This window comes from Kitasatospora saccharophila, from assembly GCF_039529925.1.
Taxonomy (GTDB): Bacteria; Actinomycetota; Actinomycetes; order Streptomycetales; family Streptomycetaceae; genus Kitasatospora; species Kitasatospora saccharophila.
This window is the reverse complement of sequence record NZ_BAAANS010000051.1, coordinates 1-15391: the sequence shown is the minus strand read 5'-3', so window position 1 is coordinate 15391 and position 15391 is coordinate 1. Positions and strand designations below refer to the sequence as shown.

Annotated in this window: 19 protein-coding genes; 11 read left to right on the top strand and 8 right to left on the bottom strand. The window is 75.5% G+C overall.

Annotated features, from left to right (window positions below; genetic code table 11):
- Position 1: 1 nt before the first annotated feature.
- Positions 2-1147, bottom strand: coding sequence for a mechanosensitive ion channel family protein (locus tag ABD345_RS30005; RefSeq protein WP_344556671.1), 1146 nt, complete (start codon positions 1145-1147; stop codon positions 2-4).
- A 107-nt stretch (positions 1148-1254) separates the two neighbouring features.
- Here ABD345_RS30005 and ABD345_RS30000 point away from each other — a divergent pair, with 107 nt between their 5' ends.
- The 6 genes from ABD345_RS30000 to ABD345_RS29975 all read left to right on the top strand — a co-directional run bounded on the left by ABD345_RS30000 (position 1255) and on the right by ABD345_RS29975 (position 5639).
- On the top strand, positions 1255-2241 hold the full coding sequence (locus ABD345_RS30000; RefSeq protein ID WP_344556669.1) for a YihY/virulence factor BrkB family protein: 987 nt from the start codon (positions 1255-1257) through the stop codon (positions 2239-2241).
- Positions 2242-2418: 177 nt separating this feature from the next.
- Positions 2419-3363, top strand: a complete 945-nt coding sequence (locus tag ABD345_RS29995; protein WP_344556667.1) for a heavy metal-binding domain-containing protein — start codon at positions 2419-2421, stop codon at positions 3361-3363.
- Positions 3364-3421: 58 nt separating this feature from the next.
- Positions 3422-4252 carry a heavy metal-binding domain-containing protein gene (locus ABD345_RS29990; RefSeq protein WP_344556665.1) on the top strand — a complete coding sequence of 277 codons (831 nt, stop codon included), beginning with the start codon at positions 3422-3424 and terminating at the stop codon, positions 4250-4252.
- 37 nt (positions 4253-4289) lie between these two features.
- Complete coding sequence (locus ABD345_RS29985) at positions 4290-4721, top strand: hypothetical protein (RefSeq protein ID WP_344556663.1); 432 nt, start codon at positions 4290-4292, stop codon at positions 4719-4721.
- A gap of 123 nt (positions 4722-4844) precedes the next feature.
- Positions 4845-5198: an avidin-fold protein gene (locus ABD345_RS29980; RefSeq protein WP_344556661.1), complete on the top strand. Its 354-nt coding sequence runs from the start codon at positions 4845-4847 to the stop codon at positions 5196-5198.
- Positions 5199-5282: 84 nt separating this feature from the next.
- Complete coding sequence (locus ABD345_RS29975; RefSeq protein ID WP_344556659.1) at positions 5283-5639, top strand: immunity 51 family protein; 357 nt, start codon at positions 5283-5285, stop codon at positions 5637-5639.
- Positions 5640-5738: 99 nt separating this feature from the next.
- On the opposite strand, the gene ABD345_RS29970 is transcribed toward ABD345_RS29975, so the two are convergent.
- Together ABD345_RS29970 and map are read right to left on the bottom strand one after the other, a co-directional pair.
- Complete coding sequence (locus tag ABD345_RS29970) at positions 5739-6503, bottom strand: transglycosylase family protein (protein ID WP_344556658.1); 765 nt, start codon at positions 6501-6503, stop codon at positions 5739-5741.
- Between the two features lie 500 nt (positions 6504-7003).
- Positions 7004-7771, bottom strand: a complete 768-nt coding sequence (gene map, locus ABD345_RS29965) for a type I methionyl aminopeptidase (RefSeq protein WP_344556657.1) — start codon at positions 7769-7771, stop codon at positions 7004-7006.
- A 415-nt stretch (positions 7772-8186) separates the two neighbouring features.
- On the opposite strand from map, the gene ABD345_RS29960 reads away from it, so the two are divergent.
- On the top strand, positions 8187-8840 hold the full coding sequence (locus ABD345_RS29960; protein WP_344556656.1) for an LppU/SCO3897 family protein: 654 nt from the start codon (positions 8187-8189) through the stop codon (positions 8838-8840).
- Positions 8841-9353: 513 nt separating this feature from the next.
- Here the strand turns inward: ABD345_RS29960 and ABD345_RS29955 are convergent.
- On the bottom strand, positions 9354-9716 hold the full coding sequence (locus tag ABD345_RS29955; RefSeq protein WP_344556654.1) for a pyrophosphohydrolase domain-containing protein: 363 nt from the start codon (positions 9714-9716) through the stop codon (positions 9354-9356).
- Positions 9713-10285 (bottom strand): TetR/AcrR family transcriptional regulator, encoded by a 573-nt coding sequence (locus tag ABD345_RS29950; protein WP_344556713.1) that lies wholly within the window; start codon positions 10283-10285, stop codon positions 9713-9715. Before ABD345_RS29950 ends, ABD345_RS29955 begins: the two co-directional genes overlap by 4 nt.
- A gap of 112 nt (positions 10286-10397) precedes the next feature.
- Here ABD345_RS29950 and ABD345_RS29945 point away from each other — a divergent pair, with 112 nt between their 5' ends.
- Both ABD345_RS29945 and ABD345_RS29940 read left to right on the top strand, forming a co-directional pair.
- A complete protein-coding gene (locus ABD345_RS29945) occupies positions 10398-10898 on the top strand; it encodes a nuclear transport factor 2 family protein (protein WP_344556652.1) in 501 nt (166 codons plus the stop codon).
- Between the two features lie 46 nt (positions 10899-10944).
- The gene (locus ABD345_RS29940; protein WP_344556650.1) at positions 10945-11199 is read left to right on the top strand and encodes a helix-turn-helix domain-containing protein; all 255 of its coding nucleotides are present in this window, start codon (positions 10945-10947) and stop codon (positions 11197-11199) included.
- 38 nt (positions 11200-11237) lie between these two features.
- Here the strand turns inward: ABD345_RS29940 and ABD345_RS29935 are convergent, their stop codons facing one another.
- From ABD345_RS29935 to ABD345_RS29925, 3 genes are all read right to left on the bottom strand, one after another.
- Positions 11238-11735, bottom strand: coding sequence for a mycothiol transferase (locus ABD345_RS29935; protein ID WP_344556648.1), 498 nt, complete (start codon positions 11733-11735; stop codon positions 11238-11240).
- A 123-nt stretch (positions 11736-11858) separates the two neighbouring features.
- A complete protein-coding gene (locus tag ABD345_RS29930; protein ID WP_344556646.1) occupies positions 11859-12515 on the bottom strand; it encodes a class I SAM-dependent methyltransferase in 657 nt (218 codons plus the stop codon).
- 39 nt (positions 12516-12554) lie between these two features.
- Positions 12555-12839 carry a hypothetical protein gene (locus ABD345_RS29925; protein WP_344556644.1) on the bottom strand — a complete coding sequence of 95 codons (285 nt, stop codon included), beginning with the start codon at positions 12837-12839 and terminating at the stop codon, positions 12555-12557.
- Positions 12840-13266: 427 nt separating this feature from the next.
- On the opposite strand from ABD345_RS29925, the gene ABD345_RS29920 reads away from it, so the two are divergent.
- Both ABD345_RS29920 and ABD345_RS29915 read left to right on the top strand, forming a co-directional pair.
- Positions 13267-13995 (top strand): aggregation-promoting factor C-terminal-like domain-containing protein, encoded by a 729-nt coding sequence (locus tag ABD345_RS29920; protein WP_344556642.1) that lies wholly within the window; start codon positions 13267-13269, stop codon positions 13993-13995.
- Positions 13996-14238: 243 nt separating this feature from the next.
- Positions 14239-15391: RNA polymerase sigma factor (locus ABD345_RS29915; RefSeq protein ID WP_344556640.1), on the top strand; the 1153-nt coding region annotated here is incomplete at its 3' end.

Sequence of the window (15391 nt, the reverse complement as noted above, 5' to 3'; positions counted from 1 at the left end):
CTCAGCCCTCCGCCCCCGTGCGCTGCTCCGCCCCCGTCCGCTCGCCCTGTCCGGTCCGCCCGCCCGCCCGCTCGCCCTGTCCCGTCCGCTCGTCCGTCCGCTCGTCCCGCCGCTCGCCGGGCGCGGCCGTCACCGCGACCCGGGGCAGCGCGTACGGGTGGTGCTCGCGCAGGAAGCCCACCAGGTGCTCGCGCAGGTCACAGCGGAGCTCGAAGGCGTCGCCCGCGTTGGCGGCGGTGGCCAGTGCGCGCACCACCAGGGTGCTGGGGGTGGTGTCGACGACCTGGAGGGCGCTGCCCTCGCCGTCCCAGCGCGGGTTCTTCGCCAGGTAGCTCTCGAACTCCTCGCGCAGCAGGCCGACGGGCGTGCTGTGATCGAGGTGCAGCAGCGCGGTGCCGGTGATCCGGTCGGAGCGGCGCGACCAGTTCTCGAACGGGCGGCCCGCGAAGTACGACATCGGCATCACGATCCGCCGCTGGTCCCAGGTGGCGATCACCACCGCGGTCAGGGTGATCTCCTCGACGGTGCCCCACTCGCCGCCGACCACCACCACGTCCCCGATCCGGGCCAGGTCGCCGAAGGCCATCTGGATGCCCGCGAACAGGTTCGACAGCGCGCTCTGCGCGGCGATGCCCGCGACCACGCCGACCAGTCCGGCCGAGGCCAGCAGGCTGGTACCGACCACCCGCACCGCCGGGAAGGTCATCAGCATCGCGGCCAGCGCCAGCAGCGCGATCGCCGCCTGCAGGATCCGCCCCAGCAGCCCGGCCTGGGTGCGGGCCCGCCCGGCCCAGGCCGCGTCCCGGCGGCGCACCGCGAGCCGCACCGCCCCGTCCAGCACCAGCGCGGCCGCCCGGGCGGCCAGCCAGCCGCACGAGCCGATGGTGGCCAGCACCAGCAGGTGTCCGACCCCGCCCGGGGCCCGCACCCACGGCATCGCGGCCAGCAGCAGCCCGCAGGCCGCCACCGCGAGGATCGGCTTCCGGCACCCGCGCAGCACCTGCGGCACCGTCCCGGCGGTCACCGACAGCCGCCGGGTCGTCGCGTCCACCAGCCGGTCCACCAGGTAGAGCACCAGCCCCACCGCCGCACCGACCACCGCCAGCCGCACCGCGCTCCACCACCACACCTGCCCTGCCTCCTCCACGCGCCCGGCTCCGGATCCTCCGGCCGCCTTTCCGCCCGGCAGGCGTTCACACCCGCCGGCCGGGCATACGCGCGGGTGCCGTCCGTCACCCGTGAGGAGCCCGCGCCGTGAACCCCGTCGAACGCGCCCTGCGCGCCGTGGACCGCACGCAGCAACGGAACCGCCCGCTGGCCGTCGTGGTCGGGGTGGTCAAGAAGTACGGGGACGACCGGGGCGGGCTGCTGGCCGCGCTGATCACCTACTACGGCTTCGTGTCGCTGATCCCGCTGCTGCTCCTGCTGTCCACCGTGCTCGGCTTCGTCCTGCACGGGCACCCGGACGCGCAGCAGGCCGTGGTCGACTCGGCGCTCGCCGACTTCCCGATCATCGGCGACCAGCTGCGGGAGAACGTGCACTCGGTGCAGGGCAGCGGCCTGGCCCTGGTGATCGGCGTGGCGGGCCTGCTGTACGGGGCGCTCGGCATCGCGCAGGTGCTGCAGCACGCGATGGCCGAGGTGTGGAACGTCCCGGGGGTGCGGCGCCCCGGCTACTGGCCCCGGCTGGGGCGCAGCCTGGCGCTGTTCGCGACGCTCGGCACCGGGCTGCTGCTGAGCACGGCCGCGGCGGCGCTGGTGGGCGCGGCGCTGGGCGGCCCGGCGGCCCGGATCGGCGGGCTGCTGCTGTCGGCCGCGCTGAACGCCGGGCTGTTCCTGGCCTGCCTGCGGATCCTCACCCCGAAGGAGGTCCCGTCCCGCGGGCTGCTGCCCGGGAGCCTGGTCGCGGGCCCGCTGTTCACCGTCCTGCAGGCGTTCGGCGCCGTCCTGGTGACGCACCAGCTGCGGCACGCGACCGCCGTCTACGGCTTCTTCGCGACGGTGATCGGCCTGCTCTCCTGGCTCTACCTGGCGGCCCAGATCACCGTGTACGCCGCCGAGTCGAACACCGTCCTCGCCCGCCGCCTGTGGCCCCGCTCGCTGCTCCAGCCCCCGCTGACCGGCCCGGACGAGCAGGTGCTGGAGGACCTCGCCCGGCAGGAGGAGCGCCGGCCCGAGCAGCACGTCGACGTCGAGTTCGAGGACCCGCCCCCGGACCGGGACGGCTCCGCCGACTCCTGAGGGCCCGCCGGACGGCGGAAGACGGGTAGCGGAAGACGGGTGGCGGAACGGCGGGCAGCGGAACGGCGGGCGGCGGGAACCGGACCCTCCTGACGGCGCGTTCGTCAGCTGTGCGTAGGGTGCTCGTCCGGGCCCCGGTACCGGATCGGTACCGGAACCGCCGGGCTGGAACGGGGGGTGGACGCCGTGGTGGAGTCCTGGAACGGCGAGGGGCTGCCGCCCGTCGCGGCGGCGCGGATCGCCCGGGAGCGGGCCGACGGCACCTGGTCGTCGGCGCTGTCGGTGGGCGAGTTCGCCGCGGTCAGGTCGGTCGGCTTCGAGCCGGTCGGTCAGGTGATGGGGTCGGCGGTGTACCGGGTCGGCCGCAGCGGCCGGTACTGGGGCTACCACGCCTGCGGCTACCGGGGGACGGGCTGGCTCTCCGGCGGGAAGCCCGCCGCCGTCGCGCTGTCGGGCGAGGGCGCGCCCTCGGCCGCGCTGGTGAAGGTGCTGGACGACGCCCGGCGTGCCGCGCTGGGCCGGATGACCGCCGAGTGCGCGGCGCTCGGCGGTGACGGCGTGGTGGCGGCGCAGCTGACGGTGGCCCCGTTCCCGGCCGCGTCGCACTGCCTGGAGTTCAAGGTGATCGGCACGGCGGTGCGCGCCGCCGGCGGGGTGCGGCCGCACCACCCGTTCACCTCGCACCTGGACGGCGCGGGCTTCGCCAAGCTGCTCACGGCCGGCTGGGTGCCGGTGGGCCTGCTGGTCGGGATGTCGGTCGGGGTGCGCCACGACGACTACCGGACCGGCCTGCAGCGGTACTCCTGGTCGAACCAGGAGGTGGCGGGCTGGAGCGAACTGGTCGGCCGGGTCCGGGCCGACGCCCGGACCCAGGTCCGGCAGCAGGTGGCGAAGCTCGGCGGGGACGGCATGATCCTGGCCGACAACACCCTGCGGGTCTGGGAGGAGCACTGCCTCAACAACGACAAGCAGACCGACCACGTCACCGAGAACGTCCTGTACGGCACCGCGGTCGCCCGCTTCGCCACCGCGCCCGCCCGGCCGCGCACCCTCACCGTCATGCCGCTGAACGGCGACGGCGACCGGCTGCGCCGCCGCCTGGCCCGGGCGGCCCGCCGGTGACCGCGGCCCGCCCTCCGTTCGAACACCGACCCAGCACCGTCACGGGGAGATTGACCAGATGAGCACCTCCGATCCCACCGCCCAGGGCGTGCCGGCCGACGCGATGCGGCGCCTCGCCAAGCTGCAGCCGGGCAGGCCCGGCTCGATCTTCACCAGCGACCTGTCGGTCAACGAGTTCCTGCTGGTCCGGGAGGCCGGGTTCAAGCCGATCGGCCTGGTCCTGGGCAGTTCGATCTACCACGTCGGGATCCAGCTCGGCCGCTGGGGCAAGAACCAGGAACTGGAGACGCTCAGCCAGGCGATGTACCACGCCCGCGAGTTGGCGATGACCCGGATGGAGGCCGAGGCCGCGGCGCTCGGCGCGGACGGGATCGTCGGCGTCCGGCTCAGCGTGGAGGCCCGCGAATTCGGTTCGGACATCGCCGAGTTCATCGCGATCGGCACCGCCGTCAAGGCCGACCACCCGGCGCCCGGCGGCACCGGCTGGCGCAACAACAAGGGCCAGCCGTTCACCTCCGACCTCTCCGGCCAGGACTTCTGGACCCTGATCCGGGCCGGCTACGCGCCGCTCGGCATGACCATGGGCACCTGCGTCTACCACATCGCGCACCAGAAGGTGAGCGCGGTCTTCTCCAACCTCGGCAAGAACGTGGAGATCGAACCGTTCACCCAGGCCCTCTACGACGCACGGGAGTTGGCGATGACCCGGATGCAGGCCGAGGCCGAGGAGCTGGGCGCCGAGGGCATCGTCGGAGTGCAGCTCAACGCCCACAACCACCGCTGGGGCGGCCACACCACCGAGTTCTTCGCGATCGGCACCGCCGTCCGCCCGCTGCGCGAGGACCACGAGATCGAACGCCCCACCATGGTGCTGAGCCTGGACGACTAGGCTGCGCACCCGTCGACCGACCACCCCGAGGAGTGACATGAGCGACGACGGCCAGCTCGAACCGGCCGCGCGGGACGAGGACTCGATCGACCTGCTGACGGCCGCCCTCCGGCGGGACGCCGCCGACCTGGAGGTGTACGGCCGGGTGCTGACCGACGCCCTCGCCGAGGCGCTGCCCGCCGACGCGGTCGCGGTCGAGCGCCGGCGCAGCCTGGCCGACCGGGTGGCCGGTCGGCCCGGCCGGATCGAGCGGCTGGAGGTGTCGATGGGCGACCAGCGGCTCACCCTGACCCTGACCGGGGACCGGGCGGCGGCCGAGGTCTGCCGGGTGGTGCGCGGCGTGGTGCTGTCGCGCCGCCCGGTGCCGCTGGACGAGTGGACCCGGGAGCTCGCCGCCGCCGTCACCGTCCGGGCCCGCTCCGACGCCCGGGCCCGGGCCGCCCTGGAGCGACTGCTCCTCGGCGGCTGAACGCCGGTGGGCCGCACGGGGGTTCTGTCCCGGACTGTCCATGATGCGGATGCCCCGGTGGGCGCCGGGCCCGACGTGGTCGACTGGGCCGCACACCAGCCCGCACGTCCAAGGAGCCCCGCCATGCTGTCCTCGCTGCCCTCGCTCGACGGGCTGGAGTTCGCGCCGGTGTCCCGCCCCGAGGGCGGCGAGGTCGGCCCGGGCACCCGGTTCGCCTACCACGAGGAGGACGGCCTGGTGTGGGCCGACTACCGGGGCGGCGAGGTGGTGCGCGGCCACCTGGTCGGCACCCGCAGCGGCGACACCGTCGAGTTCCGGTACGTGCAGCTCAACCGGGCCGGGGAGACCGCGTCGGGCCACTGCACCAGCGTGCTGACCCGGCTCGCGGACGGGCGGCTGCGCCTGGACGAGACCTGGCGGTGGGAGTCCCGCCCGGGCGCGGGCACCAGCGCGGTCGAAGAGGTCCTCCCCTACTGACCCTTGCTGACCCCGTCGCCGACCCGCCGCCCCGCCGTACCGGTGCGGGCCGGACTGTCGGTGGCCACCGCTAGCGTCCACGCCATGACTGATCGTGAGACCTTCGCCCCGCTGGTGTTCATCGAGTACGACCACAAGCCCGGCTCGTACGGCCTGCTGCTGACGGACGACCGGATGGTCGAGGTGGACGAGGTGTTCGAGGCGGCGGGTCAGCAGAACGGCGGGTACGGCTGGGAGGCGGTGGCCCGTTCCGCCGTCCGTTCCCGGGCCCCGCAGCTGGAGGGCCGGTTCCGGTACGACCCGGAGGCCGGCATGTTCGTGGCGTACGGGGAGGACGCGGCGGCGCTGCGCGAGCTGGGCGCGCTGCTCTCCGGCGCGTTCCACGACCGGCCGGCGCTGCGCGAGCTGATCGACGCCGCCGAGCCCGACTGGTTCGACTGATCCCCCGGTGCGCGGGAACGCCGACGGCCACCCCTCCCGACATGAGGGGTGGCCGTCGGCGTCGTGCGTGCGCCCCTGGCGGAGCCTGACCTGTTCGGATCAGACGGTCAGGACCTGGCCCGGGTAGATGACGTCGGCGGAGGCGCCGATGGTCTGGGCGTTGGCGCTGAACAGCGCGTCCACGGTGGTGCCGTTGGCGGCCGCGATGCTGCTCAGGGTGTCACCGGACTTGACGGTGTAGCTGCCGCCACCGGTGTTGCCGCCGCTCTTCTTCCAGGACTGGTGGCCCTGGTAGGAGGACTTGCCGCTGTCCGCGGTGTTGCCGGAGGCCGCGGCGGAGTCGGTGGTGGCCGGCTTCGCGGACTTGGTGCTGGTGCTGGTGCTCGCGGAGTCGGAGCTGTTCGAGCTGCTGGTGCTCGTGGACGAGGAGGTGTCGACCTGGGCGGCGGCGCCGCCCTGGGTCAGGCCCGCCTGCACGGAGCACACCGGCCAGGCGCCGGGGCCCTGGGAGGCCAGCACCTTCTCGGCGATCTCGATCTGCTGCGCCTTGGTGGCCTGGTTGGCCTGCGGGGCGTAGGCGGTGCCGCCGAAGGCGGCCCAGGTGGAGGAGGTGAACTGCAGGCCCCCGTAGAAGCCGTTGCCGGTGTTGATCGACCAGTCACCGGTCGACTCGCACTGGGCGACCTTGTCCCAGGTGGACACGTCCGCGGCCGAGGCCGAGGTCGCCGTCACGAGGCCGGCCACCGGGAGGACGGCCACCGCGCTGCCGGCGACGATGGCGGCCCGGACGCGGTTGCGCTTCCGGTTGCCCTTCTCGGCGGTGGTGGCGGTCGTGGTGGCGGCAGTCTCGTTACGGAAGATCATGCGATTCCTTTCGGATGCCCCGGGCAGGCAAGGCGGAACCAGGGGCCCGGAAGGGCCTGAGGTCTCTCGCGCTTGTGGATCGGACGGTGCGGTCGATGTCCGACCCGCTCTCCGTCGCGGTCACCCTGCCCGTCGGGCGGCTGGTCCGCCGCACCGGGGCGTTGGTTTCGGGTGATCCCGGGTAGTGCGCCCTGCACTGGTTACGAAGCTACGGGCGCTTTCGCAGAACTCCAAGCATTCCAAGGTTTACGCAGGTCAGGGCCTGGTTACCGCCAGTACAGCACCCCTCGGGCACCGGCCGGACCGCGATTTCCCGGGCCCGGCCGTCGGCGGCTGTGACCGGGCTCACCGGTTTTGGCCGCCCCCGGCCGGGGAACCGCACACGCTCCGTGGCCCCGCGCTGACCGCGCGCCGACTGTCCAGCGATCCGCCTATGGGACGGGCCACAGCCGCCACCCACCGTCCACGGGGCCGTCACCCGCCGTGGCCGAACTGCCCCTTCAGGACAGCGCGGTGAGCACCCGCGGCCCGTCCTCGGTGATCGCCACCGTGTGCTCGGAGTGCGCGCCGCGCGAGCCGTCCGCCGAACGCAGCGTCCAGCCGTCCGCGTCCACCCGCAGTTTCGCCGAGCCGGTGCACCACCACGGCTCCAGGGCCAGGGTCAGCCCGGGCTTCAGCTCCAGGCCCCGCCCGGGCCGTCCGACGTTGGCGACGTGCGGGTCCTCGTGCATGGTGCGGCCCAGGCCGTGGCCGCCGAAGTCGGTGTTGATCCGGTAGCCCGCGCCCTGGCCGACCTTGGCGATCGCCGCCGAGATGTCCCCGATCCGGTTGCCGGGCACGGCGGCCGCGATCGCCGCGTCCAGCGCGGTCCGGGTCGACTCGGCCAGCCGGACGTCCTGCTCGTCCGGGGTGCCGACGATGACGGTCACCGCCGAGTCGGCCACCCAGCCGTCGATCGACACCGCGAAGTCCAGGCTCAGCACGTCCCCGTCGCGCAGCAGGTAGGGGTGCGGCTGCCCGTGCAGCACCGCGTCGTTCACCGACAGGCAGATCACGTTCCGGAACGGCCCGCGCCCGAAGGAGGGCGCGTAGTTCCAGTAGCAGGACTCGGCCCCGCGGTCCGCCACCAGCTTCCTGGCCCGCAGCTCCAGGTCCATCACGTCCCGCCCGACCTCGGCCAGCCCCGACAGCTCGGCCAGCGTCCGGGCGACGAACCGGCCGGTGACGGCCATCTTCTCGATCGCCTGCGGAGTCTTCAGCTCGATCACGGCACAGCTCCCTGCACGACGGCCGCCCGGCCGCCCGGTCGAAAGAACCACCGGTATTTGAATACCGGCAGCGGACAGCGACACGCTAGCAGGCCCCGGTATTCAAATACCGCCCGGACCCGGCCGGGCGGTTCCGGGGAGCGCGCTGCGGGTGTCGGCGCACGAGCCGGCGTGCACCACCTCGCACGGGCGACCGTGCGCGGAGTCGATGCGGCGAGCGGCCGCCGTTCGCGGGCCCGCCGCGGCCGGCCCGGACCCTCCGCGGTGGAGGTCAAGTCCGGGAAAAGTGCGGGAATTGTGGGGGGATTCTCCGCGGGGCCGCCCGGCGGATCGAAGGGGAATGCCGACCACTACCCTTCGGTGGTCACCGTCTCGGTGATCATTCGCATGTGTCTGCCACGGGGGTTACCCACTCATGTCCGCACCGCCGCCCTACCCGAACCAGCCGTACGGGCAGCCGCCGGCCCCGCAGCCGTACGGCGGCCAGCCCCAGCCCTACGGCGGCCAGCCCTACGGCGGTCAGCCCTACGGCGGCCAGCCCCAGCCGTACGGCGGCCAGCCCTACGGCGGCCAGCCCCAGCCGTACGGCGGCCAGCCCTACGGCAACCAGCCCGCCCACGGCCAGCCGCCCGCGCCGTACGTCCAGCAGCCCGCACCCGGGCCGCGCCCGCCGGCCGGGCCGTCGGGGCCGCGGCGCCGGAGCCCGCTGCAGGCGCTGCTGCCCGTCGCCATCGTGCTGGCGGTCTTCGGCGGCGGTGGCTGGTACGTGTGGAACTACAACACGAGCCCCACCGGCGGCAAGGCCAAGGCGGAGGCGTCGCGGTCCGCGCGGGCGGCCGAGGCCAAGACGCACGATCCGGAGGTCGGGGACTGCGTCAAGGTCGCCGATCCGGAGGGACACCCGGTGCCGACCGTCGTGGACTGCACCTCTCCGGAGGCCGAGTACAAGATGGCGGACCAGCTGCTCGGTGAGGACAAGCACTGCGGCGAGGAGTTCGACTACGGCATCCGGTACGTCTCCAGCCGCAGGATCGACTCGACGCTCTGCTTCACCAAGATCCGCCACTGAGACCGCCGGGGCGGAGGAACGGCGGTGCGGGCGGTACGCCGTGCGGTGGCGGGCCGGGCTCGCGACGGCCCGGCCCCGCTCGGCGGACGGGCGCACCTCCGATGGCCTCTGGGCCGCTGGGGTGCGCCACCTCGTTGAGCCATTCGCCCTCGGCGCCCCGGCCCGGGGCCGATCGGTCGAACAGCTCCTCGGGCCCGTCGGTACCGCCCGCGCCGGGTTCCCGCCGCTGGACCCCGGGAGCGAAGGGGACGAGTTCGGCGGGGAGATCGCCGTGGCGACGGGCGCGGGCGAGGCCCCGGCCCTCGCGGCGCACCGGACCGGAGCCGTGCGCCGCCGCCGGGTCGATCAGGGGGGTGGCCCAGGACGGGTACCGCGACTTCGCGCTCGCCGGCCGACGGCTGCCGGAGCGGCCTCACCGCGACCGGTGCCCCCGGGCGGGCGGCCGAGCCGCACGGGGCAGCGGCGTGCCGCCCCCTCGACCGCCCGCCCCGCGGCGCCGACCGGCGGGCGGTGTCAGCGGTTGCCGGTCCAGACGATCCGCCCGGCGAAGCCGCCGCGTTCCTCGGCCTTCCGCCGCCGGATCTCCTCCACCCGGGAGAAGTCCGCCCCGTGCGCCTCCGCCAGGGCCCGCAGCACCTCCAGGAGGTCCGCCAGCTCCTCCAGTGCCTCCGGCGCGGAGGCGGCCGCCCGGACCTCGTCCGCCTCCTCGTGCAGCTTCGCCTCGAGCCGGGCCAGGTACTCGTCCCCGTCCGCGACGTGGACCTGCGGTTCCCCGCCCGCCGCCCGGATGATCTCGGGAATCCGGTCCCGCACCAGCTTGCCCCGCCGCTCCCGGCCCGCGACCGCCTCCCCGCCCGCGCCGCCCGTGCCGCTCATGCCGTTCGGGCGTCGAGCAGTGCCTCGACGGCGGCGCGGGCCCGGCGGGCCGGGGCGGGGTCGGCGGTGATCGCGGAGGTGACGATGGCGCCCTCGGCCAGCAGCGGGACGGGGGACGGGTCGGCGAGGCCGGCGGCGCGGGCCCAGCCGGTGAGTCGGGCGTGGAAGGCGGCCTTGTGGGCGCGGACCTCGGCGAGGACCGCCGGGGAGGACGGGCCCAGTTCGCCGAAGGCGTTGATCCAGGCGCAGCCCCGGTAGCCGGGTTCGGCGAACCAGTCGCCGAGCCAGTCGAAGGCGGCCAGCAGCCGGGCCCGCGGGTCGTGCCGGGTCTCGACGGCGGCGGACAGCCGGGCCTGCCAGCGCCGGTCGGCGCGGCGCAGCACGGCCACCACCAGGTCGTCCTTGGCCGGGTGCAGGCGGTAGATGCGTTTGAGCGGCAGTCCGGAGGCGGCGCGCAGCTCGTCCATGCCGACGGCGCGCACGCCCTTCTCGTAGAACAGCGCCTCGGCGGCGTCGAGCAGCGCCTCGCCGTCCTGGCGGGCCTGTTCCTCGGTGAGCGGGGCGGGCATCGGCGGCTCCGGTCCGGTGGATCTTGACATGGAGAACGGTCGTTCCCTAGCATAGGCCCCGCCACCCTGGAGAACGAGCGTTCTCCATCCCGCCGGACTGCTGGAGGCCGCCGTGTCCGAGCACCGCCCGCCGCTCCCCCCGTTCACCCGCGCCACCGCGCTCGCCAAGGTCCGGGCCGCCGAGGACGCCTGGAACACCCGCGACCCCGCGCGCGTCGCCCTCGCCTACACCCCCGACACGGTCTGGCGGAACCGGGACGTCTTCCTCACCGGCCGCGCCGAGGTCACCGCCTTCCTCGCCGCCAAGTGGCGCCGCGAGCAGGAGTACGCGCTGCGCAAGGAGCTCTGGGCCTTCGGGGACGACCGGATCGCGGTCCGCTTCCAGTACGAGTGGCACGACGCGGACGGCCAGTGGTGGCGCAGCTACGGCAACGAGCTGTGGGAGTTCGACCCGCACGGCCTGATGCGCCGCCGCGAGGCCAGCATCGACGACGTCCGCATCGACGCCGCCGAGCGCCGCATCCACGGCCCCCGCCCGGCCGGGGAGCCCGGCGGGACGGGCGAGGGGGCGGGCGGCGGAACGGACGGCGGGGCGGAGCTGCCGCTGCGCTGAAGCCGGACGCTTGGGCGGGGGTGAGCCGGTTGAGTAGCGTGTCCGCATGGTGCGAGTCCCCCTGACCCCCGAGCAGATCGAGGCCGGCCGCCGCCTGGGTGCGCTGCTGCGCGAGACCCGGGCCGGCCGCGACCCCGTCGCCGTCGCGCACAGTGCCGGGATCTCCCCCGAGACCCTCCGCAAGATCGAGATGGGCCGGCTGCCCAGCCCCGGCTTCGGCACCGTGGTCGGGCTCTGCGCCGCGCTCGGCCTCCCGCTCGACACCGCCGCCGGCGTCTGGCTCGGCGAGCCGGCCCACTGAGCCGGCGGGCCGCGAAGCCCGGGGCCCGGGGCCCGGGTTCAGTCGAGTACCAGGTGCTGGCGCCCGTCGAGGAGTTCGCGGACGGCGTCCAGGTGCCCGGCGTGGGTCGCGGTCTCGGTGATCACGTGCAGGGCGACCTCGCGCAGGGTGTGGTAGCGCCAGTCGTCGAAGAAGTCCGGCCACCAGGCGAGCGGCGCGTCCGGGTCGGCGGTGGCGAGGAAGGCGTCGGCGCGGGCGGTCTCCTGCCGGTAGCGGGCGAAGACCTGCTCGGCGGTCAGCGCCGGGTCGGGGTGCCAGGCGTCGGCCCCGGAGCCGAGGATCTCCTCGATCGCGGCCCGCTCACCCGCCGCGACCGCCCGGAACCAGAACTCCTCGACGTCCAGGGAGAGGTGGTGCACCAGGCCCAGGCAGGTCCAGCCCGAGGGCAGCACCGGGCGGCGCAGGGCCTCCTCGTCGAGGCCCGCCAGGATCTCCAGGACGTGCCTGCGCTTGCCGTTCAACACGCCCAGCAGCGTGGTCAGTTCGGTGTCGGCCATGGGCGGGACCGTAGCGCGCCGCACCGACAGCCCGTCCGCCCGTCCATCCGCCCGCCAGCAGCCCGTCGCCCGCCCGCCCGTCCGCCCACCCGTCCGTTCGCCCGGCCGGCCGCCGCGCCGGGCTCAGCAGCGGGCGAGCACCGCGTAGCGCTCGTCGTGGACCGGGCCGCCCCACAGGGCCGGCTCGGACTCCAGCGGGTGCAGGTCGAGTTCGCGGACCAGCGGGCGGAGCACGGCGGTGAGGGTGGCGGCGGGGACGCCGCCCGCCCAGGGGAGGGCCTCGGCACCGGGGGCGTACGGCTCGACGACGGCGCCGGCCTCCCGCCAGCGGCCCTCGACCAGCAGGAGGCGGCCGCCGGGGCGCAGCAGGGAGACCCAGGCGCGCAGGGCGGCGGTCGGGTCGGGCAGCGTCCAGACCAGGTGGCGGCAGAGCACGGCGTCGTAGCGGGCGGTGCCGGTCGGGGGGCGGCCGGCGTCGCCGGTCAGGAAGTGCCCCTCCAGGCCGGCGGCGGCGAACTTCGCCCGGGCCCGGTCGATCATCGCGGGGGCGAGGTCGACGCCGGTCACCCGGTGCCCGGCCTCGGCGAGCAGCAGCGCGAGCGAGCCGGTGCCGCAGCCGACGTCCAGCAGGTCGAGCCCCTCACCGGGCAGCCACCCGGCGAGGCGGCGCTGCCAGGCCAGCCGGGTGGTGCCGTCGCGCAGGCCGTGGTCGGGCTCCTGGTCGAAGGCGGGGGCGGCGTCGTTCCAGTAGTCGGCGATGGAGCCGGGCGCTTCGTTCATCCGTACACGTTCCCATCCGCCACTGACGGTTCGGGCCGGTCAGCCGTGCCCGCCCCGGCGCCGGTGGGCCGCGCGGACGGCGTGCACCGAGCGGTAGGAGAGCAGGGAGAGGACGGAGTCGGCGCTGAGTGCGGAGGCGGTGCTGCGCCAGGAGCCGACGGACAGCACGGACAGCGCGGAGCCGATCGAGCCGACGGACAGGAACGAGCCGACCGAACCGATCGAGAGGAAGGACCCGACCGAGCCGATGGACAGGAAGGACCCGATCGAGCCGATCGAGAACCCGTTCGCCGCCGCACCGCAGCGGCGTTCGGACGTCTTCATGGGGACTCCAGGTGGTCGAGGAGGCGGGCGTGCGGGCGTGCGGGCGTGCGGGCTCCAGCCTTCCGCCGCGGCGCCGCCCGCGCAAAGGCACCGGCCGGCCGGGTCACGCCGCACCGCACCGGGCTGCACCGCACCGCACCGGGCTGCGCCGAACCGGGCCGGGCGGACGGGACCGGGCCGGGCGGACGGGGCCGGAACTGACGGGGCGTCACCATCCGTCCACCGAGCGTCCGGACGGGGGCGCCGCTGTGAGATCCGCCACGGCGCAGGCGATTGCGTGGAGCCGTCCGGGTGCGGCAGGGTGAGTCGGCGTCAGGCCCCGCGCACGGCACCGCAGGTCCACCGGCTCCGGTCGGCGGGACGGGGGCCCGCGGGGTGGATACCCGCCCGGCGGCTCTGGTGCCGGGCGACGCCGGAAGGAAAGCATGTGACTCGGATCTCGGTCCGGGGCGTCGCTGTCGTCTCCGCCACCGCGGTGACCGCCGTCGGTGCCGTGGTGGGCGCGGCGGCCGGCAGCGAAGGCGGGACGGCCCCCGTCCGGTCGGTCGACGTCGCGAGCGCCACGCTGTTCGGTGAGGCCCCCGCGGGTGCGCAGGCCCAGCAGGTCAGTGACGGTCTCGGCCACCAGGCCGACGCGCAGCAGGTCTCCGCCGACGCCGCCGCGAAGAAGGCCGCCGAGGAGGCCGCCCGGCAGAAGGCCGCGGCCGACGCCCAGGCCAAGGCCGACGCGGACCGGGCCGCCAAGGAGGAGGCAGACCGGGTCGCGAAGGAGCAGGCGGACAAGGCGGCGAAGGAGAAGGCCGACCGGGCCGCCAAGGAGCAGGCCAGCCAGGCCGCCGCGCGCAGCGTGCTCGCCACGATCCCGGCCGGGTCGGTCCAGGACACCGCGCGGCAGATCATCGGCGACGACGCCCAGTTCCAGTGCTTCAGCGAGATCGTGAAGCGCGAGAGCGGCTGGAACTACACCGCCACCAACGCCTCCTCCGGCGCCTACGGCCTGGTCCAGGCGCTGCCCGGCTCCAAGATGGCCACGGCCGGCGCCGACTGGCGCACCAACCCGGCCACCCAGATCAAGTGGGGCCTGAGCTACATGAACAGCCGCTACGGCAGCCCCTGCGGCGCCTGGTCGTTCTGGCAGGCCCACAACTGGTACTGAGGGGCCCGGCCGTACCGGCAGGGCCCCGGCCCGCGCGTCCGCCCCGGGCGCGCGGGCTTCGCCGTTCTCCGGGCGGCTCACTATGCTTCGCGTCTGCCGGGAAGCGCCGGAGGGCCTCCGGGAGCCCGGAGGGCCTCGGGGAGCACCGAGCGGTCCGGTCCGCATTTTGCGTTATCCGCCGTCGCCCGGTGGATCTCCGAGGGTGTGAGGGCAGGACGAGAGAACACGAGGACGGACCGGGCTGTGGACAGTGGGCGGGCGGCGGCGCTGGTCGGGCGGGCGCAGCGCGGTGACCGGCAAGCGGTGGCGGAGCTGGTCGGCGGGCACCTGCCGCTGGTGTACAACGTGGTGGGCCGGGCGCTGTCGGGGCACCCGGACACCGACGACGTGGTGCAGGAGACGATGCTGCGGGCCGTGGACGGCCTGGGGGCGCTGCGCGATCCGGCGGGGTTCCGCAGCTGGCTGGTGGCGATCGCGCTGAACCAGGTGCGGCGGCGGTTCCGGGACGCGGACGCGGTGGCCGGGATGGAGGCGGTGCCGGACCCGGCGGCGGTGGCCGATCCGGCGGCGGACTTCGTGGGTCTGACCATCGTCCGGCTGGGCCTGTCGGAGCAGCGCCGGGAGGTCGCGGAGGCGACCCGGTGGCTGGACGGCGCGGACCGCGAACTGCTGTCGCTGTGGTGGCTGGAGGCGGCGGGCGAGCTGTCCCGGGCGGAGCTGGCGGCGGCGCTGGAGGTGTCGCCGCAGCACGCGGCGGTGCGGGTGCAGCGGATGAAGGGGCAGTTGGAGGCGGCCCGGGTGGTGGTCCGGGCGCTGGCGGCGGTGCCCGGCTGCCCGTGGCTGGCGGAGCTGACGGCGGGCTGGAACGGCCTGCCGGGCACGCTGTGGCGCAAGCGGATCGGGCGGCACGTCCGGGAGTGCGCGCTGTGCGGGGAGCACCGGCGCGGCCTGGTCCCGGCGGAGGGCCTGCTGGCGGGGCTGGCGCTGGTGCCGCTGCCGGACGACGGCCGCTACGACCCGGCCGGGTACCCGGACGTCCCCCGGGCGCCGTCCGGCCGGCCCGGCCGGGCGGTGCACCGGCGGGGGGCGTCGCGGGGGGCGTCGCGCGGCGGCGGTTCGCACCGGGCGGGGCCGGTGCGGCGCGGTCACCGGCGGGCGCGGCGGCGCGGGCCCGGCCGGGTGGTGCTGGGCGGCGGGGTGGTGGCCGCGGTGGCGGTGGTGGCCGGGCTGCTGGTGGTGGTCGGCGGTGCGGACGTGCCGCCCGCGGTGGGTGCGGCCGAGCAGGCCCCGCCGTCCGCGGCGGCGCCGGCCGACCCGGCGGAGGGCGGTTCCCCGGTGCCGGTCGCCTCCGGGCCCGCCGCGCCCGCCACCGCGTCGTCGGCGCGGTCCGCCGCCG